The sequence below is a fragment of the Calidifontibacter terrae genome (assembly GCF_054778835.1).
This window is the reverse complement of sequence record NZ_BAAGZF010000015.1, coordinates 1-20500: the sequence shown is the minus strand read 5'-3', so window position 1 is coordinate 20500 and position 20500 is coordinate 1. Positions and strand designations below refer to the sequence as shown.

Below are 20500 nucleotides of genomic sequence, written 5' to 3'. Positions count from 1 at the left end.
TGCGCAGCCGAGCCGAGGCTCCGACGGATCGTCACTCCATCACTGCGAACGTCGCCAATGTTAGAGCACAGCGTCGAGGTAGAGCCAACGCCCACCGCGCCGCGCAAAGCTGCTGCGTTCGTGCAGTTGCCCACCTTCGTAGGTCGCGGTGAACTCGACGATGCCCGCGTCGTCGTCGGGGCCACCGGCTTCTGTCTCCTGGACGGTGAGTCCGGTCCAGACGGTGTCGTGGTCGAGGGTGACCTCGGTCGGGCGCGTACGGGGGTGCCAGGTGCGCCACAGATGCTCCCGGTTGCCATAGAAGTACGCGGTGTAGCGCGAGCGCATCAGTTCCTCCGCCGTCTGCGCCAAGCGTTCGGTCGTCAGCAGCGGGCCGCAACAGGCGTCGTACGGCAGCAGGGAGTCACACGGGCAGAGGGGGCACTGAACGTCGGTCACTCCCCCAGTCTCGCTCAGACGCTGGCGAGGTGGGCAGGACCGTCGCGCACCCGCCGCCGGAGAAACACCCGTCCGGGCGAACGGGGACCGCGCCAACGTCCGACGGGACCGCCTCCTACCATGGACCCGTGTCCAAGGTTCTGAACTCCCTGCCCGTCGGCGAACGCGTCGGCATCGCCTTCTCCGGAGGTCTCGACACCTCCTGTGCTGTCGCTTGGATGCGCGCCGGAGGCGCCGTCCCGTGCACCTACACCGCCGACCTCGGCCAGTACGACGAGGACGACATCGACTCGGTGCCCGGCAGAGCCACTCAGTACGGCGCCGAGTTGGCCCGGCTGGTCGACTGCAAGCCGCTGCTGGTCCAGGAGGGTCTGGCCGCGATCGCTTGTGGCGCCTTCCACATCCGCTCTGGCGGCCGAACCTACTTCAACACCACGCCGTTGGGTCGCGCCGTGACCGGCACGATGCTCGTCCGCGCCATGGCCGAGGACGGCGTCTCGATCTGGGGCGACGGATCGACGTACAAGGGCAATGACATTGAGCGGTTCTACCGCTACGGGTTGCTGGCCAACCCCGGCCTGCGCATCTACAAGCCGTGGCTCGATGCCGATTTCGTGAGCCAGCTGGGTGGCCGCCAGGAGATGTCCGAGTGGCTGGTCGAACACGGCTTTCCCTATCGCGACAGCGCGGAGAAGGCCTACTCCACCGACGCCAATATCCTCGGCGCCACTCACGAGGCCAAGACGCTTGAGCACCTCGACACTTCCTTGGAGATCGTCGAACCGATCATGGGCGTGGCGTTCTGGGACGACACGGTTGCGATCGAGACCGAAGACGTCGTCATCAGGTTCGAACGCGGTATGCCGGTTGCGATCAACGGCGACGAGTTCGCCGGCGACCAGGTTGCGCTGTTCCACCAGGCGAACGTGATCGGTGGCCGCCACGGCCTGGGCATGAGCGACCAGATCGAGAACCGGATCATCGAGGCGAAGTCCCGCGGCATCTACGAGGCGCCGGGCATGGCCCTGTTGCACGCTGCGTACGAACGCCTACTGAACGCCGTCCACAACGAGGACACTGTCGCTGCGTATCACAACGACGGTCGCCGGCTGGGTCGGTTGTTGTACGAAGGTCGCTGGTTCGACCCGCAGTCGCTGATGCTCCGCGAGGGCCTGCTGCGCTGGGTTGCCTCGGCCGTTACCGGCGAGGTCACCTTGCGACTGCGGCGCGGCGAGGACTACTCGATCGTCAACACCACCGGCGAGGGCTTCAGCTACCACCCGGACAAGCTGTCGATGGAACGCACCGAGGATGCCGCGTTCGGTCCGGTCGACCGCATCGGCCAGCTGACTATGCGGAACCTGGACATCGCCGACACGCGCTCCAAGTTGGAGCTCTATGCCCAGCAGGGAACGCTGCCGCAGCGCGAACACGACCTCGTCGGTGAACTCGAGCCGGGCGGTGCGCGACAGATCTCCTCGAACCCGACGGCCTCCGGATCCGACGAGGAATCCTTGGACCGCGCGGCGTTCGACCTCGGAACCGACTGACGAGGGCCGCCGCCGATCGCGGCAGCTGGACGACGCACGCTGATCAGTCTGCGACCGAGCAATCGGTGTATGACCGCACGCACCGTGGTGTGAGGAGATAACAACCGAGCAGTCGGCCCGGGAACGACGCCGCCAGGTAGGTCTGCCAGCGCAGATCCTCCGGCGTCAATTCCGGACCGCCGGGCCGGGCGTAGCCGGCAATCACAGAGCAGCCGTCCTCTTCGACCAGGTCGCCGAGCTGCCGCAACATGAGAGTGGGGTCGGGAGCCGGAAACGGCACGTCCTCGATGACCATCGGCTGCGTCAGGTAATCGTCCTCGTCGAGGATCATCAATCCGATCGAGCGACGCATTCGGCTCTTCACGGAGACGAACTCGTTGAGCAGGTCGGCATATTGGTGGGGAGAGATCTGGCCCTCGAGCCAGGCGGTCGAGTCAGCTGTCGAAGTCATCCCGGGAGTCTGAGCCATCCCACAGGCTGGTGGCGGAATTCCACAGCCAGCAGTTAGGACTGCAGTTCACTTCCCGCGTCGATCGACGTGCCCGGAAATCCGGGGAACCCAACTCCCGGACCTGACGAATTGCAGTCCGGGGTGCGGTCAAAGCAACGTTGCCAGCCGGTCGAAAGCGGTGTGCAGATCCTCGGTCGACCCACAGAACGACAGCCGCATGAAGCGGTGCCCGTCGATCGGGTCGAAGTCGATGCCCGGCGCCAACGCCACACCCGTACGGTCCAGCACCTGCAGGCACCACTGCTGCGAGTCATCGGTGAGGTGACCGATGTCGCAGTACGCGTAGAAAGCTCCATCGGGTGGCGCGAAGGAGGTCACGCCGAGCTCCGGCAGCCGGTCGAGCACCACCTGGCGGTTGCGCGCATAACGCTCGACGTGGCCGGTCAGTTCTGCGGTGGCTTCGTCGGTGAAGGCGGCGACGGCGCCGACCTGCGACACCGCCGGCGCGCAGATGGCGAGGTTTCCCTGCAGCAGTTCGACCCGGCGTACGAGGTATTCGGGCACCAGGTTCCAGCCGAGCCGCCAACCGGTCATCGAGTGGAACTTGCTCACCGAGCCGAGCACCACCGCTTCGCGCGAAGTCTTCCAAGCGCTGGTGGTCGGGCGGCCGAAGGCGATGCCATGGTAGATCTCGTCGGAGAGCAACAACACCTCGTTGGCTTCACACCAGCGGGCGATCGCGGCGAGCTCGAGGGGGTCGATGATGGTTCCGGTCGGATTCGCCGGGCTGGCGATGATCAGCCCGTCGGGCTTGGTCGGCAACGCCTCAAGCTGCGCCACCGAGGGTTGAAACCGCTGCTGCACACCACATTCCAGGTCGAGCACTGTCAAGCCCAGTGCCCGGATCGTGTTGCGGTAGGCGGGATATCCGGGCCGGGTCATCGCGATCGTTGCCCCAGCGTCGAAGGCCGCCATCAACAGGGTGCTGAAGCCGCCCGAGCTACCGGAGCTGATCACCACCTGTTCCGGGTCTACCGATACACCGTACGAACGGTCGTAGTGACCTGCGATCGTCGATCGCAGCTCACTGATGCCCTTCGCCTCCGTGTAACCAAGAGTCTGCGATTCCAGCGCCTCGCGCACCCGACGGCGTACGGGTGCCGGCGCGGGTGTCGACGGCTGGCCGACGCAGAGCAGAATCGCGTCGCCGTGAGTCTGTTGCCGCCGCGTCGCTGCGGCCAGCAGTTCCATCACATGGAAGGGCGGCACGCTCCCCCGCTGCGACAGCCGGGCCATCAGCGGTAGGCGGGGTGGGTCGTCCAGGGCGCGTCGGCCGGTCGCAGACTTGCGAAGTCATCAGCGACCGCGCGCGCGGCGGCCAAGACCCCACTGATGGTGGTCGCGTTGTGCAGCCGTCCATCGAACGCCGCCTCGATGGCTTTGTTCAGCGGCACCCACACGGTTGGCATGTCGACCTCTTCACCCTCGCGAATGAAGTCGTCCAGGGTGCGCTCGTGAACATCGCGGGCCAGGAACACCCGGATGTTTTCCGAGCTGCCGCCCGGTGAGAGGAACAAGTCGAGCAACACCCCCCAGCGGTCCGCACCGAGATCCGCCTCCTCAGCCAGCTCTCGCTGCGCAGCCGCCAGCGGGTCCTCTCCGGCGATGTCGAGCAGGCCGGCCGGGACCTCCCAGTCATAGGTGCCCACGGGATGCCTGTACTGCTGAATGAGCAGTACTTCGGGACCGTCGGATCCCTCCCGCAGGGCTACCACGGCGACGGCTCCGGTGTGCTGCACGAAATCCCGGGTGACCACCCCGGCTGCACCGAGGTCGACATCCTGGGTCACGACGTCCCAGACGTGGCCGGCAAACGCAGTCACGCTGCGTACGACGGGCTGCGGGTCGAAGCGATCCGCGAGGCTCATGCGGACGGCTCGGCGTCGCGCTCCACCTCAACGAGGCGCGCGGCGCGCTGCTGGTCGATAGCGGCTCCGATCAGCCCGGCGAACAGCGGGTGGGCGCGGTGCGGACGGGACTTGAACTCCGGGTGAGCCTGCGTCGCGACGTAGTAGGGGTGGACGTCCTTCGGCAGCTCCACGAACTCCACGAGGCCCCACTCGGGGTGGGTTCCGCTGATCACCAGACCGGCCTCGGTCAGCTGCGGCAGGTAGTCATTGTTGACCTCGTAGCGGTGCCGGTGACGCTCCACCGCAGTTGTGGCGCGATAGGCTCCCGCAACGACCGATCCCTCGACCAGGGTCGCGGTCTGAGCGCCCAGGCGCATCGTTCCGCCCAGGTCTCCGGCGCCCTCGACGAAGCTCTTCTGCTCCTCCATCGTGGCGATGACCGGTGCCGTGGTGTCCGGGTCGAACTCCGAGGACGAAGCGTTCTCGATGCCGGCAACGTTGCGGGCGTATTCGATGACCATGCACTGCAGGCCCAGGCAAATGCCCAGCGTCGGCACCTCGTGTTCGCGGGCCCACTTGAGCGCGCCAAGTTTGCCCTCAATGCCTCGTACGCCGAATCCACCCGGGATGAGCACCGCGTCGACGCCGCCGAGGGACTTGCTAGCACCGGCGTCGGTGGCACAGGTGTCGCTGGCGACCCAACGGATCGTGACCTTCGCGTCGTGGTGGAAACCACCGGCACGCAGGGCTTCAGTCACCGAGAGGTAGGCGTCGGGCAGATCGATGTATTTGCCAACGAGGGCGACCTCGACCTGGTGTTCGGGGTTGTGAACACGGCGCAGCAGGTTGTCCCAGCTGTCCCAGTCGACGTCCTTGAACCGCAGGTCGAGCCGGCGCACAACATAGGCGTCGAGCCGCTCGCCGTGCAGGACCTTCGGAATGTCATAGATGCTCGGCGCGTCAACGCAGGCCGCCACGGCTTCCAGGTCGACATCGCAGGATTGCGCGATCTTCTTCTTGATCGACTCCGGCAGTTCCCGGTCGGCGCGCAGCACCAGCGAGTCGGGCTGGATGCCGACCTGGCGCAGGGCCGCAACGGAGTGCTGGGTCGGCTTGGTCTTGAGCTCGCCGCTCGGAGCGAGGTAGGGCACGAGCGACACGTGCAGGAAGAACACGTTGTCGCGGCCGAGGTCCTGGCGCACCTGCCGCGCGGCTTCGAGGAACGGCAGCGACTCGATGTCGCCGACGGTGCCGCCGATCTCGGTGATGATCAGGTCGACGTCGGGGCCGGCCTGGGCCCGCATCTGGGACTTGATCTCGTTGGTGATGTGCGGGATCACCTGCACCGTGTCACCGAGGTATTCGCCGCGGCGTTCCTTGGCGATGACCTCGCTGTAGACCCCTCCGGTGGTCACATTCGCGCTACCGGCGAGGTTGCGATCCAGGAAGCGTTCGTAGTGACCAATGTCGAGGTCGGTCTCGGCCCCGTCGTCGGTCACGAACACCTCGCCGTGCTGGAACGGGTTCATCGTTCCCGGGTCGACGTTGATGTAAGGGTCGAGCTTCTGCATGGTGACCCGCAAGCCACGCGCTCCCAGAAGATGTCCGAGGCTAGAGGCCGTCAGGCCCTTGCCGAGCGAGGAGGCAACGCCTCCGGTTACAAAGATGTGCTTCGTCGTCTCCGCCACGGGCTGCCAGCCTACGCGATCGAGTTTGGCAGCAGGGACCGGTAGGTCGATTCGACCTGTTTGAGCGCATCCGAAGCCGTCGGCAACGCGTCGGCGCGGGCCGATGCCCGCTGCTTCAACGCCGTACGATCTGCCTCGTCGCCCAGCAGTCGGGAGATCGCGCTCCGCAGGGCCGCTGAATCGCCAAATGGCACGAGGCAAGCGCCGTCGCCGACCACGTCTGCTGTTCCGCCGACGTCCGTTGCCACGATCGCGGCGCCCGCCTGGAGCGCCTCCTGCAGCCAGACGGGCTGCCCCTCCCACGATGCCGTCGAGACGACCAGATCGGCGGCGCGCAGCAGATCGGGAACATCGGTGCGGTGACCGAGCAGGGTGACCGGCGCCCCCTGGCGCTCGATCCGGGACTGCAGATCGGCACGCTCCGGTCCATCGCCGGCCACGACCCAACGGCTCTCCGGATGGTCCGTCGCCAGTTCCGCTGCCACGTCGACAGCCAGATCGATTCGCTTCTGCTCGGCCAACCGGCCTACGACCAAGATGAGCTGGTCACCACCGAATTCGCTTCGTACGTCTGCGGGTTCGCGCACCGGAGCCGACAGCGTCCCGGCTGGAACGAGCGCCAACTGCGGGTTCGAGCAGCCCAGCTCACGAGCGCGATTCACCAGGTCGCTGGAGACCGCCAACACCGCGTCGGCCTGGCCGGCAACGACCCGCTGCAAGGTGTCGAAGGCGACCCGGCTGAAACCGGACGAACTGGGTGAGGCGTTATGCAAGGTCACCACGACCGGTGTCTTCTTGGTCGCCAAGCAGGCGAGTGCGCCGGCCCGCACGCCGTGCGCGTGGACCACGTCGGCCAGCTTGGTCAGGCGTCGCAGGTCGCGCATGCTGCGCGCATCACGGGTGGGTGAAGGCCGTTCGCTGATCTCGATCCGCTCGACGCGCGCGCCATGCGCAGCGAAGTCGAAACGTTCGCCGACAACGGTCGGACACGCCACTGTGACCCCGTGACCGCGCTCGACCAGACCCGCAGCCAGATTCAGAACGTGTTGCCCGGCGCCGCCAGCGACGGTTCCGACAACCAACAGCACGCGTACGGTCATTGCGATCCCTTTCCAGCGCCGACGGTTCGCAGCGAGGCGAACAATCGGCGATCCAGCAGGGCGGCCACCATCACGAACACGATCACGACGAGCAACCCTACGGCCACCGCGCCAAAGACCGAACCACTCAGGCCGGAGGGCGTACGACGGGCCGCCAGCGATCCGGCGGCCGCGGCGACGATCGCGGCGACGACAACGGTGACCAGCGAGCGGACGCGACCGGTGAACACCGTTGTGCCCCAGTCTCGCCGAACCAACAACAGCAGCAGGATGGCGGCCAGCAGCAGACCAGCCGACGAAGCGACGCCGAGCGCCACCAGGGTGCGCCCGGAATCACCCGAGACTCCCCGCAACATCGTGAAGGGCAGGGCGGCCGCCACCAGCCAACCCGCCGCGGTCGCCAGGCCGGCCTGCAGCGCGTGACCGCGCACGAACAGGGCGCGTCCGAGCAAGGCGATCAGGCTGAACCCCAGCAAGCCGGGGGCGTACGCGCGCACCGCGTCGCCGAGGGCGGACATGGCGGCAGGGCGAGCATCGAGCGCGACGAAGAACGACTGCAGCGGCCGCGCGGTCGCGAACAGCACCGCGGCGCCAAGCGCGCCTGCCGCTGCCACCAGCGGCAGCACTCGGCCGAGCACCTTCTCCCCCGCCGCGTCCGCAAGCCGCGGGAAAGCGGAGGTGGCCAGCGGAACGGCCGCGACGGCGTACGGCAGCAGATAGACGGCCTGCACGTAGTTGTAGACGTTCACCGCTCCGGTTTGCCCGCGGTCGTTCGCCAGGCGGATCGTCACCAGCACGGCCAGTTGTTGGGCGACCAGTTGAACCACCCCAGCGGTGGCGAGGGCTCGGGCGCGACCGGCCATTCCCGGTGGCAAATGCAGGGTCGGCCGGAGCCGAATGCCCGCCCGGCGGACCGGCCACAGCAGCGGCAGGCTCAGCGCAACGACTCCCGCCGTGGTGCCGCCGGCCAACACCCACTGCTGCGCCCAATCCCGTTCTGCGAGCTGGTGATAGGCAACATAAGACGCAATAACGACCAGGCTCGACAGCAGTGGCGCAAGGGCTGCGGCCAAGAACCGTCGATGGGCCTGCAGCACTCCAGCGAGCACGATCCCAACGCCGTAGAGCAACATTTGTGGCGCAAAGACCACCAACATGCTCGCGGCTGTGCTGGTGGCGCCGGCGCACGATTGGCCGGCCGAACCCGTCATCGCGGAGGCGATGGGCCGGGCGAGCACTCCGAGCAGGACCGCCAGCGGAAGCAGCATAGCCAGGGCCCAGGTCAGCAGTGCGGAGGCAGCGCGGTCGGCCAGGTCGCGGCGACCGTCGGCGAGCGCACCAGCGACCAGCGGCACCACGACCGCGGCTAAAGCGCCACCGGCCGCAACCTCGAAAAGGACGTTGGGAAGCTGATTCGCCGTCGCGTAGGCCTGACCGACGCACGTTCCGCCGACCTCCCGGGAAAAAACCAGCCACCGCCCGAAGCCGACCACGCGGGAAGCGAGGGTGACGCCGGCAATCAGGCCGGCAGCCGCAAGCAGTCCACCGCCGCGCCCGGTCAAGATCGTCGGCCCCATTCGTCCAGCGTCCGCAGCAGCGGTCGGGAAGCAATGAAGGCGCTGAAGCTGACCCGCTCGGACGCGAGGGTGAGGCAGGTGACCGTGGCCGCCGCGACGAGTCGGCCGCGTGGTCCGGTAGCCCGCACCAAGGCGACTCCGAGCACAGCCCCCAGTGGATTCGCCCCGGTATCGCCCATCATCGAACGCCCGGCCAGGTCGTTCGCGGACAACGCTGCGACGCTGCCGATCACGGCCCCGGCCAGCTGCGGCTGTGTCGGGGCCAGGGGCAACGCACACAACGTGGCCACCTTCAGCGCCCGCCCGGGGCGCAGATCGAACAGGTTGATCAGATTGGCCGAACCAGCGATGACCACCGTGGCCGCGGCAGTGGACACCGGGCGAACAACTCCTCGGTCAGTTGCGAGCGCCGCCGTCAAAGCGATGGCACCGAGGCCGAGGACCTTCAGGGATCCAGTGGTGACTTCGCCGCCGGCAAGCGCCCGCAGGTGTCCGCCAAGGCCGCGGCGGTCGCCCGATCCTCGTACGTCGTCCAGGAGCCCCAGCGCCCCACTGCCGATCGCGGTGAGGGCGGCAACGGGCACACCGTGAGCCCCGGTGGCCAGCCCGACGATTGCCGCAGGACCTTCGGCGAGCGTGACCGGATCGCCACGGAAGTTGTTGCGTTGCAACGACTTAGCCCCACCGCGACAGACAATCTGGTACGTCGCGGCAGCAGCCACGCTGGCAACGAGGGCGGAGCGGGCCAGGCTCACGGGCCGCCGACCACACGGGGCAGAACCGCGCTCGCGTCGCGACCCAGTCCGTACTGGCCGGACTTGTTGGCGACCTCGTCGCGGAGGGCAAGGCCGAGCGCGAGCTGGCCCAGCGGTGATGAGCCGTCGTCAACGGTGCTCATCGCCGCGACGGTGTCGGGGGTGTCCCGCAACTGCCCGATCAGCGCATCCGGGCTCGAGCCGTCAGTGGTGTTGGCCTGGCCCTGCGACACGCCTACGACCGCGTTGACTGTCGACCCGACACCCGAGATCACCGAGCCCCAATTCTTGACCGAGCTCGCCTTAGCCGACATTCCGTTCCACACCACGACGATGCCCGATGCCGCCTTCGACGTCTTCGAATCCACCTTCAGAGCGCCCTCCTGAGCGAGCTGGTCGAGCACCGCGTGGGATACCGGATCGTCGCGGGTCAGCGCTCTGGCCAAGACAGCGCCCGGGAGTCGGTCGGTGGGAACCTCGGTGGCCGACAGGCCGAGCTTGCCGGCGTCTGACCGCCAGGTCGACTCCGACGGACCGCCCGATTGCACCAACGACTCGTCCAAGGTCGTGGTCGACACGACGGTTGCACCGCCCGTACGAAGGGTGGAACCGACGGACTTCAGCAGGTCGCCGTCCGTTCCGGGCAGAGCCAGGATCGCCACCGTCTGGTTGCGCAGCGTGCCGGAGAGCACCGTCGGGGTCAGCTCGGTGACCGCGTCGTCGTGTTTGCGGGCGACGGCGCCGGACTGGTTCAACTGGCTCTGCAAGCTCGACTTCTCACTGCGCAGCTGCACCACCTGGCCGTTCAACTGGTCAGCGACGGTGCCGCGCAGCGAGAACCCACCGATGACGATGCCGGTGGCCAAGGCAAGGAACACGGCCACCAAAGAGACGACGTGGTAGCGGAAATCAATCATTGACGATGCCCTCGATCCAGTTCCACGCTGTGTCCCAGCGCGCACCGAGCAGTTGGAAGAGCGCCTGGCCGGCGGGCGTCGACAGCATCGCGACGACCAGGGCCACGACGCCAGCGATCACGAGGCCGACCAGAGCCGGCCAGCCAATGCTGTTGCGGTAAAGCTGACTCACGCCCTTGGCATCGACCAGCTTGCTGCCGACTCGCAGCCGGGTGAGGAAGGTGCTGGCCATTCCCGATCGTCCTTTGTCGAGGAACTCAACCAGGGTCGCATGGGTGCCGACCGCGACGATCAGATCCGCGCCTGCGTCGTCAGCGACCAGCATCGCGATGTCCTCACTGGTCCCGGTTGCCGGGAAGACGATGGCGTCGGTGATCCCGAGCTCTTCGACGCGAGACAGACCCGGCGCCCGACCGTCCCGGTATGCGTGGACCACAAGTTCTGCGCCGCTGCGCAAGGCCCGGTCGCTCACGGAGTCCATGTCGCCGACGATCATGTCGGGGCGATGGCCGGCCTCAAGCAGCGCGTCGGCCCCGCCGTCGACGCCGATCAGCACCGGCCGGAAGTCGCGGATGAAAGAGCGCAGCGTGGCGATGTCCTCGCGGTAGTGGTAGCCGCGCACCACGATCAACACCGGACGCCCGTCGATCTTCGTGCGGATGTCGGGGACGCCGATGCCGTTCAGCAGCAGGTCCTTCTCCTGTTGGAGGTAGTCCATGGTGTTCTCAGCGAACGCCGCGATCTGCTCAGACAGCCCGGCGCGCGCGACCTCGAGTGATTCCTCCACGAGCTCCGGGGTCAGCGCAACTCCGGTGGCCACCACCGTGTCGCCGATCCGCAGGTCGCTCTCGAGGACCTGGCCACGACTGCCTTCCTCGACCGTCATCACCGTCTCACCGACGTTGTCCAGCAACGGAATACCGGCCGCGATGATGATTCCCGGGCCGACGTTCGGGTAGCGGCCGCTAGTCGAGGGTGCCGCGTTCACGACCGCATGCGGGCGGCAGGCGACGAGTGCTTCGGCGCTCACCCGGTCGAGGTCACGGTGGTTGATGACGGCGATGTCGCCCGGGCGCAACCGCTTGGTGAGGTCCTTCGTGCGCCGGTCGACGCGAATAGTCCCGTCGACCTGTTCGGAGGGCGTGGTGCCACGCCGGAATGCCATGCGCACGTCGATCATCGTGTCAGGGTCAGGGGCGATTGTTCGAATCCGACGCGACCCGTTCGAGGAGTTCGTCAGCATGGGCCAAGGCCGCCGCGCCGTCCGGTGTTCCACCGAGCATTCGGGCCAGCTCCGTACGCCGGTCGGCGCCGGTGACCACCCGTACTCCGCTGACGGTCACCTGACCGTCGTCCTGTTTGGCGACGACGAGGTGATTGTCGGCGTAGGCGGCCACCTGAGCCAAGTGGGTCACGACGATCACCTGTGCGTCGGACGCGAGTCGCTTGAGCCGCGCACCGATGTCGAGCGCGGCGCTGCCACCGACACCCGCGTCGACCTCGTCGAACACAAAAGTCGGCATATCCCCGGAGGCAGTGACGACCTCGATCGCCAGCATCACTCGGGACAACTCACCGCCCGAGGCAGCCTTGGCCACGTTCTGCGCGGCGCTGCCCTTGTTGGCGGCCAGTCGAATCTCGACATCGTCGACGCCGTATGACCCGAAGTCGCCCGGTCGATCCTCGACCTGCACCTCCAGTCGGGCCGAACCCATGGCCAGATGCCCCAGTTCACGGGTGACTGCCTTGCCGAGAGCGGTGGCGGCTTTGCGCCGGGCGGCGGTCAGGGTTGTCGCGGCGACAGTCAGTTTCGCCTGCACCCGCTGTTCCTGATCACGCAACTGCCCGATGCGTTCGTCGCTGTGTTCCAGGGTGGTCACCTCGGCCGCCGCGTTGCGCGACCAGTCGATGACTTCGTCCAGAGAACTGCCGTATTTGCGCAGCAAACCGGTCAACTGGGCGCGCCGCTCGTTGACCGCATCGGCCCGCGCAGGATCGGCGTCGAGATCGTCCACATAGCCCTGGAGGTCTGCGGCAACATCGGTCAGTTGCACGATCACCTCGTCGAGACGCACCCGCAATTCGGCCAATGCCGGGTCGTGTTCACTGGCGCGGCCCAGCGAATGGGAGGCCGAACCCAGGACGGTGAGAGCGCTTCCCGCGTCACCGTCGCTGACGCCGGAGACGGCGCTGTGAGCGCCGCCGGCCGCCGACATCAACGCGTCCAAATGTTCCAACCGCTCGGCTTCGGCCGCGAGGTCGGCGTCTTCTCCCGGCTGCGGGTCGACAGCTTCAATCTCGTTGAGCCCAGCGGTCAGCAGGTCGAGCCGGAGGGCGCGATCACGCGCCTTGGTGGTGAGTTCCTCGAGTTCGGTGCGCACATCACGCCACTGCTGGTGCAGGTCCTGATAACCGGACAACGCTGTGCGCAGTGGTGTTCCACCGAAATCGTCGAGCACCTGTCGATGCTGGTCGGGCCGCTGCAGTCGCCATTGGTCGGCCTGACCATGCACGGCCACGACAAGTTCGCCGATGTCGGTGAGAACCCCGATCGGCGCGTTGCGCCCACCGACCCACGCCCGGGAGCGCCCAGCGGGCGACACCGACCGGGCCAGCAGCAACGCGTCGTCCAGATCAGCGCCGGCCTCAACCGCACGATGAAGGGCCGCGTGGTCCTGCGGCAGATCGAGAACGCCCTCGACCAGAGCCGCCTCGGCGCCCGAACGCACCATCGACGCGGCGGCTCGGCGGCCGAGCAACAGGCCCAGCCCGTGGACAACCATCGTCTTGCCTGCGCCGGTCTCCCCGGTGACGACGTTCAGCCCCGGAGCAAGCTCGAGGGTCGCATCGTCGATGATGCCGAGGTCGCGAATTCGTATCTCCTGCAACACCGCCGCGTCACCGATCTTCGCGGGCGCCGCGCCAACCGTGCACCGACAAGTCGAACTTGGCCACGAGTCGATCGGTGAAGGGAGCGTCGGCAATGCGAGCCAATCGCACCGGAACAGGACTACGTCGTACGCCGATCCGCGCCCCGCGCGGTAGGTCGAAGTTGCGCCTGCCATCGCACCAAACCACTGCGCGACCGGCGGACTCCGCGATCAACTCGACGGCGATCCGCACCTCGTGGCCAAGCACCAGCGGTCGAGCGAACAACGCGTGGGCCGAGATCGGGCAGAGCAACAGCGCTTCAACACCCGGCCAGATCACCGGGCCACCAGCGGAAAAAGCGTAGGCGGTCGAGCCGGTGGGCGTGGCCATGACCACGCCGTCGCCGCTCCAGGTAGACAGCGGGCGACCGTCGATCTCGACGACCAACTCGATCATCCGCTCGCGCGCGATCTTCTCGACCGACGCCTCGTTCAGCGCCCAGGACTGCCAGACGATCTCGCCGTCAACGTGGACATCCACCTCGAGCGTCTCGCGCTCCTCAACACTCCACGAAGCGTCGACGATCCGACGCGCGATGTGGTGAATGTTGTCCGGTTCGGCTTCGGCGAGGAACCCGACGTGGCCGAGGTTGACGCCCAGCAGTGGAGTGCCTGATTCGCGCACCAGTTCGGCCGCGCGCAGAATCGTTCCGTCGCCGCCGAGCACCACCGCCAGTTCACAGCCGGTGCCGTCGGCATCCGGTTCTGCGCTGACGTTGGCGCGGCCCAGCAGACCGAACGCCCCGAGTTCGTCGGCCGCCCCGACAACCTGCAGGCCATGCTCGTTCAATTCGTCGACAAGTGTCGCCGCCACTTCCGCAGCGCGCGGGCGTCCGGGGTGACCAATGAGCAACACACGTCGGGTCATGGGTCCTCCTGCTCGATGTTCTGCTCGGTCTGGCTCTCGGCGTCGTGAGCGGTGCCGTCCGCTTTGTCACGCTCGATGGCGGCTACGAATGCCTCGATCCGTGCCGGGTCCATCTTGCCGACCGACTCATGGCGGGCCCACAGCAGGTACTCCTGGTTGCCATTTGAACCGGCGACTGTGCTGGGTGCGAGGCCGTGGACGGTGAGTCCGACCGCGATCACCTCAGCCAACACCTCGCGTACGGCGCGGGCGCGTTCGCGCGATGAACGCACGACGCCGCCGTGGCCAAGTCGTTCACGCCCGACCTCGAACTGCGGCTTCACCAAAACGACGAGATCGCCGCCCGGCGCCAACAAAGCCGCCATCCGGCGCAGCACCAACCGCAATGAAATGAAGCTGAGGTCGGCGACGACCAGCGCGGCGGGGCCACCGATCGTTGTTGGGTCGAGGTCGCGCAAGTTGTAGCCACTCCAGTCGCGCACCGCTGGATCGTCGCGGACGACCGGAGCGAGTTGATCGTGGCCGACGTCGACCGCTTCGACCTGCACTGCTCCCCTACTGCGCAATACCTGAGTGAAACCGCCGGTGCTTGCGCCAAGGTCAATGGCCCGCTTTCCAGCGGGGTCAATGGCTGCGAACTCGGCGAGTGCACCCAGGAGTTTGTACGCCGCCCGCCCCACCCACGGGTCCACCTCACCGATGACCTCGACCCGGGCGTGGGCGGTCACGCGCACGGACGGCTTTGCTGCCGTCGATCCGTCGACCGTGACGCGGGACAGTGCGATCAACTCGGCGGCGACCGCACGACTTCGAGCCAGGCCGAGCTCGACCAAACGCTGATCGAGCCGGGCCGAACCCTCAGCGGCCAAGAGTCGACAACTGCCCGCGCAGCGTGTCGTGAGCGTTGGACAAGGCTTCGATGCGTGCCTGCATCTGCTCGGGTGTTGTCGACACAGCATCAAGCGTCGGCAGATCCCGCACCGCTGCCAGCGCGCTGCTCAGCTCTGCCTCGCTGCGCTGGTCGGCGGTCTGCGCCGGACCGGGCCGAGGGCCCGGTGTCGGACCGGGGTTCGGAGCCGGAACCGGACCGGGTCGGGGGGTGGGAACCGGACCCGGAGTGGTTACCGGACCCGGGGTTGGCCCCGGGGTCGGAACCGGACGACCGCCGGGGACCGAACTGGCCTGGTCACTCATCCGCACCACCGGTTGTCGGCACAGTCTCCACCTGCGTGTTCGTTGTGGCCGAGTCGGCCGTCGTCGACGGAGCTGAGGACGGTTGCGGCGCAGCGGTGTTCGATGAAGCGGTCGATGGGTCGGCGACCTTGGTCGAAGGCTGAGCAGCGGCCTTCTTGGCGGCCGTTTTCGTGGCGACAGCCTTCGTGGCCGGAGCCTTCTTGGCAGCCGTCTTTGTGGGCGAGGCCTTGGTTGCGGCAGCCTTTGCCGTAGTCGACTTCGTCGCGGATGCCTTCTTCGCAGCCGTCTTCGTGGGCGCGGCAGCCGCCTTCGCAGCCGTCTTCGTGGGCGCGGCAGCCGCCTTCGAAGGAGTCGATGAACTCGCGACGTTCGTCGCTGACGTCTTCTTTGTCGCCGATGCCCGCGCAACCGTGGCCTTCTTCGGCGTCGACGCAGTGGCCTTCTTGGCCGGGGTGGCCTTCTTGGCCGCAGTCCTCGTCGCTGTCGGGCTGGCGGATGCCTTGGTCGCCGCAGCAGCCTTGGTGGCCACCGATTTCCGCGCCGGCGTTGCTTTCTTTGCCGCCGTGGGCGTTGTCGCAGCGGCCTTTGTCGTTGCCGTCGACTTGGCTGCCTTGCTCGGCGTCCGTTTCACTGCGGATCGCTGAACGGGGGCCTTCTTCACCGCCGGTGCGGCAGGGGCCACGGGGGTGGCTACGGACCGTGGGGTCACGGAGCCCGAACTGGACCCGCCGCCCACACCGGGCAGTGCACCGACGGCCTGCTTCGCACTCGAGACAGCAAGACCGGCCAGGGCTGTCGGCGAGGCACCGCCGAGAAGCTGGCGCAGTGAAAAGACCTCGGCCTTAAGGCGGTCGAGTTCATCGCTCACTGCGGTGAGTTCTTTGCGACCAGGCAAGTCCGAAACACCCAGCTTGTCGAATTCGGCACGCACGGTGTCGCGCAGCAATTGCCGGTTGGCTGCGGCAGCAGCAAGGAGTTCGTCCGCAACGGCGCTCACCTGACCGGCTGCTGCGCCGGCTCGATTCGCTTGCTTGTCCAGACCTGTGACGTTGACCAGGCTGGATGCCGCTTCCATCGCTTTGGCTCGCGTCAGTTCACCAGCTCCAGTGAGAACCTGCAACGCCGCGCGAATGCTGTCCAGAGCCATCACTTCTCCTTGCTCGAGGGGTGTTCGCTCAGACTAGTGCGCATCGCCAGCCCAGGAACGAGCTGCGGCCTGATCGACCACTCCTGCATCGAGGGCGTCCCACAGTATGCGCAGCGTGACTCGCAACCGCTCGATCGGATCCGCTGATCCCTCGATCACCAACGAGGGCGCCCCCTCACCGAACACAAGTCGACCGGTGACGGTTTCCGTGGCGTAACTGATCGACCGGGGATCACCCTGTTGCTGTGGTTCGTCGTAGGGCAGCGCGAGAGCTCGCAAGTCGGCGGCGACATAACGCGGGCGCAGCCCCGGAGCAGCCATCACCAGGTCGGTTGGGCCGTGCACACCGGTCAAGACATGCAAGCAGTCCATCGCCGCCGCGGTCGCTCCGGCGACATCGGTCTCGAGCCGATCGCCAATGCCGAGAGTTTTAGCGGGCGTGGTACGCAGCTGACGGGCCGCCATGACGTACATCAAGGCACCCGGTTTGCCGACCACCTCGGGGTCGATGTCGACCGCCGCACGCACTGCTGCCACAAGCGACCCGTTCCCCGGGGCGGTGCCACGAGCAGTGGGCAGGGTGAGGTCGGTGTTGGTGGCGACCCACCGCGCGCCGCCTTGGATCGCGTACGCGGCCTGCGCCAGATCGTCGGCCGTGACCGCCGGACCGTAGCCCTGAAGAACTGCCGCAACCTGCTCATCGCCGGCCTCGGTGACCGCGCGGAAGCCTCGTTCTTTCAAGGCGAGCGCAACCCCAGCGCCGCCGATCGCCAGGACCACAGCCCCGGCGTCGATCGTCTCCGCCAGCGCTGTCGCACCCGCTTGCGAACTATTGATCACTGCGTCGTCGGCGAGGTCAACACCGAGCTCGCGCAGGTGTGTTGCAACTTCGGCCGGCGGCCGAGATGCGTTGTTCGTCGCGTACGCGATGCCAACCCCACTGCGCGCAGCCGCGTTCAGCGCATCAACCGCATGTGGCACAGCTTCCGGACCGCGATACACGACCCCATCAAGATCGCAGACCAGGGCGTCGTAGCGGGCGAGGAGGGAATCCATGCCCGCCATTCTCACCCGGCGCGACGCTTGGGCGAGCACCGCCTCAGGCTGTGCACCTCGAGATCCATGCGACTCGTGACGCCGCCGGCCCCGCGTCGCACACTCCGGCGCATCGCACCCTCGACCTCCACCACGTCACCGTCCGTCAACGAGAGGCCGGTCCGGCGGGCAGCCGCGGTAAAGCAGGTGAGATCGAACAGGTCATTGTGAGGACTGCGGGTTGAGCGGCGATCCTTATCGGGCCGTGGCACCGCAACACGCAGCGCGAGGATCTCATCGCCGCTCGGCAACCGGCGAAGCTCCGGTATCCCGCGCACCTCACCGATGAGATGAACCTCGTTGCACGGCGCGATGTTGCTGGGCGATGTCTTGGACTGACTGTCATTCGTCGTTGTTGCCATCCGCGGCTCCTGTCTCGGGAATGTGTCCACGATGGGCTGCGCATGACAGACCGAGGTCCGATTCTCCACGCGTTGTGGACAATCGGACCTCAGTTCAGGGCCTGTGGAAAGCCCGATCAGTCGGTGGGTTCGGAGTCGTCCTCAGCGGTAGCGCGGTCGGGCGACCCGCCAGCAGAATCATCCGCGCGTTGGTCCTGCGACTGGTCAGACTCTTCGTCATCATCGAATTCGTCGTCAACAACGTCGTCGCCGTCGGACTCGTCATCCGAATCGGTGTCATCGTCGAACTCGTCAGCCGAATCCGCGTCATCATCATCAAATTCGTCATCCGAATCCGCGTCATCATCGCCGAACTCGTCGTCTGCCATCAGATCAACCAGATCGACGCCGTCCAGTTCGGCGAGGCGGTCATCCGCGTCCGTCTCCCCGTCATGGTCGGCGAGAGCCGCCTTGCTGAACCAATCGCGGGCACCATCGGCGTCGCCGGCGCCCAAGAGTGCGTCGGCGTAGGCGTAGAGCAGCCGCGCGGCCCACGGCTGGCTCGTCGCGCGCTCAAGCGCCGGGATGCGCAGCCCGATAACCGCGGCGTCCGGCTGACCCATGTCACGCCGTACACCGGACACGACAATGGCCAACTCGATGGCGTCATTCGTCGCGAGCTTTTTGGCCTCCGGTGAATACGCCAGGTCGAGAGCGCGGTCGAACCGGCCGAGCCCACGCTCGCAGTCGACCATGTAGGGCAGCAGGTGTTCCGAACCGGAAAGACGCCGCGCGGTCTTGAACTCCCGCAGTGCGTCGGTGAACTCACCGCGGCGGTAGCGAACGAGGCCGAGTGCCTCGCGAACTGCCGGAACACGGCCGGCCCGCCGGGCAGCGTGCTCGGCGTGCTCGAGAGCACGATCCGGATCGTCTTCGAGGAACAGGGCCGAAGCGACGACGTGTCGAGCGACACCGTCCGCGTTCTCCTTAGTCAGCGTCCGCAGCTGCTGCCAGACCGCACGATCGAGTTCCTTGCCGGTGATCTCATCGGGCAGAACCGGTTCTTTGGTGCGCGTCGCGCCAGCCGGCTCGTTGCCGGTGCGGTCCCAGCTGCGCGGACCCCGACGTTGCGTGGAGTCACTGTCGCGGCGAGGCTCGTCGCGGCGGTCATCCCGGCGATCTGTACGGCGGTCGTCACGACGGCCATCACGACCTTGGTAGCCGCCGCCCTGGGGACGGTCGGAACCACGACGGTCATCACGACCCTGGTAACCGCCCTCGCGGCGGGGGCCATCACGACGGTCATCACGACCCTGGTAACCGCCCTCGCGGCGGGGGCCATCACGACGGTCATCACGACCCTGGTAACCGCCCTCGCGGCGGGGTCCTTCACGACGATCGTCACGACCCTGGTAACCGCCGCGTCGGTCGTCACGACCCTGGTAACCGCCCTCGCGGCGGGGTCCATCACGACGATCGTCACGACCCTGGTAACCACCGCGTCGGTCGTCACGACCTTGGTAGCCGCCACCCTGAGGACGGTCGGAACCACGACGGTCATCACGACCCTGGTAACCGCCCTCGCGGCGGGGACCATCACGACGATCATCACGACCCTGGTAACCACCGCGTCGGTCGTCACGACCTTGGTAGCCGCCACCCTGAGGACGGTCGGAACCACGACGATCGTCACGACCCTGGTAACCACCGCGTCGGTCGTCACGACCTTGGTGGCCGCCACCCTGAGGGCGGTCGGAACCACGACGGTCATCGCGGCCTTGGTAGCTGCCGCCCTGGGGACGGTCGGAACCACGACGATCGTCACGACCCTGGTAACCGCCGCGTCGGTCGTCACGACCTTGGTAGCCGCCACCCTGAGGACGGTCGGAACCACGACGGTCATCGCGGCCTTGGTAACCACCGTCACGGCGGGGACCATCACGACGGTCATCACGACCTTGGTAGCCACCGCCCTGGGGACGGCCAGAACCACGACGGTCATCACGACCCTGGTAACCACCCTCACGGCGGGGACCATCGGAGCGGGATCCGTCGCGGTCACTGCGACCTGCATCGCGGTCGTCACGGCGACGGAAGCCATCGTCACGACGGTCATCCGATCGGCGGGCCTGTCCGCGGTCGTAGCCACGGTTGTTGTCTCGACCCGAGTCTCTACGTCCGTCACCGGAACGTCGGTCGTCGCGCCGGTCACCGCCGCGATCTGATCGGCCGGGAACAGAATCGCCGCGCCGACCCGCATCACTCCCGCTGCCAGAACGGGACCAGCGATCTGAACGCTTCGAACGGTCTGGGTCCTGCGGGTTCTCAGAGTCAGCCACGACAAGCTCCTAACGATGGCTCGACGCATCGTCGGTCGAGCAAGCACTTTTCAGTATAAATGCAGAACGGGGTCATCCTGAGATGACCCCGTTCTGGGAATGTGTGTTCGGCGGTGTCCTACTCTCCCACACCGTAACCAGTGCAGTACCATCGGCGCTGAAGGGCTTAGCTTCCGGGTTCGGAATGTAACCGGGCGTTT

At 67.1% G+C, this 20500-nt stretch carries 20 protein-coding genes and 1 rRNA gene; 3 read left to right on the top strand and 18 right to left on the bottom strand.

Translation table 11 applies throughout. From position 1 onward, the window contains the following. Window positions 1-60 precede the first annotated feature (60 nt). On the bottom strand, window positions 61-438 hold the full coding sequence (locus ACYU98_RS14965) for a YchJ family protein (protein WP_460469024.1): 378 nt from the start codon (window positions 436-438) through the stop codon (window positions 61-63). A 128-nt stretch (window positions 439-566) separates the two neighbouring features. Here ACYU98_RS14965 and argG point away from each other — a divergent pair, with 128 nt between their 5' ends. Beyond that, window positions 567-1988 carry an argininosuccinate synthase gene (gene argG / locus ACYU98_RS14960; protein WP_460469023.1) on the top strand — a complete coding sequence of 474 codons (1422 nt, stop codon included), beginning with the start codon at window positions 567-569 and terminating at the stop codon, window positions 1986-1988. Window positions 1989-2031: 43 nt separating this feature from the next. On the opposite strand, the gene ACYU98_RS14955 is transcribed toward argG, so the two are convergent. The 13 genes from ACYU98_RS14955 to ACYU98_RS14895 all read right to left on the bottom strand — a co-directional run bounded on the left by ACYU98_RS14955 (window position 2032) and on the right by ACYU98_RS14895 (window position 15378). Next, window positions 2032-2439: a hypothetical protein gene (locus ACYU98_RS14955; RefSeq protein WP_460469022.1), complete on the bottom strand. Its 408-nt coding sequence runs from the start codon at window positions 2437-2439 to the stop codon at window positions 2032-2034. 147 nt (window positions 2440-2586) lie between these two features. Next, entirely contained in the window at window positions 2587-3708 is a 1122-nt protein-coding gene (locus tag ACYU98_RS14950; RefSeq protein WP_460469021.1) for an aminotransferase class I/II-fold pyridoxal phosphate-dependent enzyme, read from the bottom strand. Between the two features lie 26 nt (window positions 3709-3734). After that, a complete protein-coding gene (locus ACYU98_RS14945) occupies window positions 3735-4367 on the bottom strand; it encodes an NUDIX domain-containing protein (protein ID WP_460469020.1) in 633 nt (210 codons plus the stop codon). Beyond that, a complete protein-coding gene (locus ACYU98_RS14940) occupies window positions 4364-6037 on the bottom strand; it encodes a CTP synthase (protein ID WP_460469019.1) in 1674 nt (557 codons plus the stop codon). Before ACYU98_RS14940 ends, ACYU98_RS14945 begins: the two co-directional genes overlap by 4 nt. An 11-nt stretch (window positions 6038-6048) precedes the next feature. Continuing rightward, window positions 6049-7137, bottom strand: a complete 1089-nt coding sequence (locus ACYU98_RS14935) for a glycosyltransferase (RefSeq protein ID WP_460469018.1) — start codon at window positions 7135-7137, stop codon at window positions 6049-6051. Beyond that, entirely contained in the window at window positions 7134-8714 is a 1581-nt protein-coding gene (gene murJ, locus ACYU98_RS14930) for a murein biosynthesis integral membrane protein MurJ (RefSeq protein ID WP_460469017.1), read from the bottom strand. Before murJ ends, ACYU98_RS14935 begins: the two co-directional genes overlap by 4 nt. Further along, the gene (locus tag ACYU98_RS14925; RefSeq protein ID WP_460469016.1) at window positions 8696-9469 is read right to left on the bottom strand and encodes a hypothetical protein; all 774 of its coding nucleotides are present in this window, start codon (window positions 9467-9469) and stop codon (window positions 8696-8698) included. The genes murJ and ACYU98_RS14925 overlap by 19 nt, the downstream gene beginning before the upstream one ends. Next, entirely contained in the window at window positions 9466-10386 is a 921-nt protein-coding gene (locus ACYU98_RS14920) for a copper transporter (RefSeq protein WP_460469015.1), read from the bottom strand. Before ACYU98_RS14920 ends, ACYU98_RS14925 begins: the two co-directional genes overlap by 4 nt. Then, a complete protein-coding gene (gene steA / locus ACYU98_RS14915; protein WP_460469014.1) occupies window positions 10379-11566 on the bottom strand; it encodes a putative cytokinetic ring protein SteA in 1188 nt (395 codons plus the stop codon). Before steA ends, ACYU98_RS14920 begins: the two co-directional genes overlap by 8 nt. Window positions 11567-11576: 10 nt before the next feature. Further along, the gene (gene recN / locus ACYU98_RS14910) at window positions 11577-13277 is read right to left on the bottom strand and encodes a DNA repair protein RecN (RefSeq protein WP_460469013.1); all 1701 of its coding nucleotides are present in this window, start codon (window positions 13275-13277) and stop codon (window positions 11577-11579) included. Between the two features lie 7 nt (window positions 13278-13284). Continuing rightward, complete coding sequence (locus ACYU98_RS14905) at window positions 13285-14184, bottom strand: NAD kinase (protein ID WP_460469012.1); 900 nt, start codon at window positions 14182-14184, stop codon at window positions 13285-13287. Next, the gene (locus ACYU98_RS14900; protein ID WP_460469011.1) at window positions 14181-15053 is read right to left on the bottom strand and encodes a TlyA family RNA methyltransferase; all 873 of its coding nucleotides are present in this window, start codon (window positions 15051-15053) and stop codon (window positions 14181-14183) included. The genes ACYU98_RS14905 and ACYU98_RS14900 overlap by 4 nt, the downstream gene beginning before the upstream one ends. Continuing rightward, window positions 15043-15378, bottom strand: a complete 336-nt coding sequence (locus tag ACYU98_RS14895; protein WP_460469010.1) for a hypothetical protein — start codon at window positions 15376-15378, stop codon at window positions 15043-15045. Before ACYU98_RS14895 ends, ACYU98_RS14900 begins: the two co-directional genes overlap by 11 nt. Window positions 15379-15533: 155 nt before the next feature. Here ACYU98_RS14895 and ACYU98_RS14890 point away from each other — a divergent pair, with 155 nt between their 5' ends. Next, window positions 15534-16022, top strand: a complete 489-nt coding sequence (locus tag ACYU98_RS14890) for a hypothetical protein (RefSeq protein WP_460469009.1) — start codon at window positions 15534-15536, stop codon at window positions 16020-16022. Window positions 16023-16558: 536 nt separating this feature from the next. Here ACYU98_RS14890 and ACYU98_RS14885 read toward each other — a convergent pair. From ACYU98_RS14885 to ACYU98_RS14875, 3 genes are all read right to left on the bottom strand, one after another. Beyond that, window positions 16559-17581, bottom strand: a complete 1023-nt coding sequence (locus ACYU98_RS14885; protein WP_460469008.1) for an HAD-IIA family hydrolase — start codon at window positions 17579-17581, stop codon at window positions 16559-16561. An 11-nt stretch (window positions 17582-17592) separates the two neighbouring features. After that, window positions 17593-17982: a single-stranded DNA-binding protein gene (locus tag ACYU98_RS14880; RefSeq protein WP_460469007.1), complete on the bottom strand. Its 390-nt coding sequence runs from the start codon at window positions 17980-17982 to the stop codon at window positions 17593-17595. A 116-nt stretch (window positions 17983-18098) separates the two neighbouring features. Next, entirely contained in the window at window positions 18099-18716 is a 618-nt protein-coding gene (locus ACYU98_RS14875; protein ID WP_460469006.1) for a hypothetical protein, read from the bottom strand. Window positions 18717-18728: 12 nt separating this feature from the next. On the opposite strand from ACYU98_RS14875, the gene ACYU98_RS14870 reads away from it, so the two are divergent. Further along, window positions 18729-20186: a hypothetical protein gene (locus ACYU98_RS14870; protein ID WP_460469005.1), complete on the top strand. Its 1458-nt coding sequence runs from the start codon at window positions 18729-18731 to the stop codon at window positions 20184-20186. Window positions 20187-20405: 219 nt separating this feature from the next. Here ACYU98_RS14870 and rrf read toward each other — a convergent pair. Then, window positions 20406-20500 (bottom strand): 5S ribosomal RNA (rrf, locus tag ACYU98_RS14865); the annotation flags it as partial.

Coding starts and splice junctions, on each gene's coding strand:
- ACYU98_RS14955 (WP_460469022.1), bottom strand. CDS start 2,439: ATGACTTCGACAGCTGACTCGACCGCCTGGCTCGAGGGCCAGATCTCT.
- ACYU98_RS14945 (WP_460469020.1), bottom strand. CDS start 4,367: ATGAGCCTCGCGGATCGCTTCGACCCGCAGCCCGTCGTACGCAGCGTG.
- ACYU98_RS14935 (WP_460469018.1), bottom strand. CDS start 7,137: ATGACCGTACGCGTGCTGTTGGTTGTCGGAACCGTCGCTGGCGGCGCC.
- murJ (WP_460469017.1), bottom strand. CDS start 8,714: ATGGGGCCGACGATCTTGACCGGGCGCGGCGGTGGACTGCTTGCGGCT.
- ACYU98_RS14920 (WP_460469015.1), bottom strand. CDS start 10,386: ATGATTGATTTCCGCTACCACGTCGTCTCTTTGGTGGCCGTGTTCCTT.
- steA (WP_460469014.1), bottom strand. CDS start 11,566: ATGATCGACGTGCGCATGGCATTCCGGCGTGGCACCACGCCCTCCGAA.
- ACYU98_RS14905 (WP_460469012.1), bottom strand. CDS start 14,184: ATGACCCGACGTGTGTTGCTCATTGGTCACCCCGGACGCCCGCGCGCT.
- ACYU98_RS14895 (WP_460469010.1), bottom strand. CDS start 15,378: ATGAGTGACCAGGCCAGTTCGGTCCCCGGCGGTCGTCCGGTTCCGACC.
- ACYU98_RS14885 (WP_460469008.1), bottom strand. CDS start 17,581: ATGGATTCCCTCCTCGCCCGCTACGACGCCCTGGTCTGCGATCTTGAT.
- ACYU98_RS14880 (WP_460469007.1), bottom strand. CDS start 17,982: ATGGCAACAACGACGAATGACAGTCAGTCCAAGACATCGCCCAGCAAC.
- ACYU98_RS14875 (WP_460469006.1), bottom strand. CDS start 18,716: ATGGTCGACTGCGAGCGTGGGCTCGGCCGGTTCGACCGCGCTCTCGAC.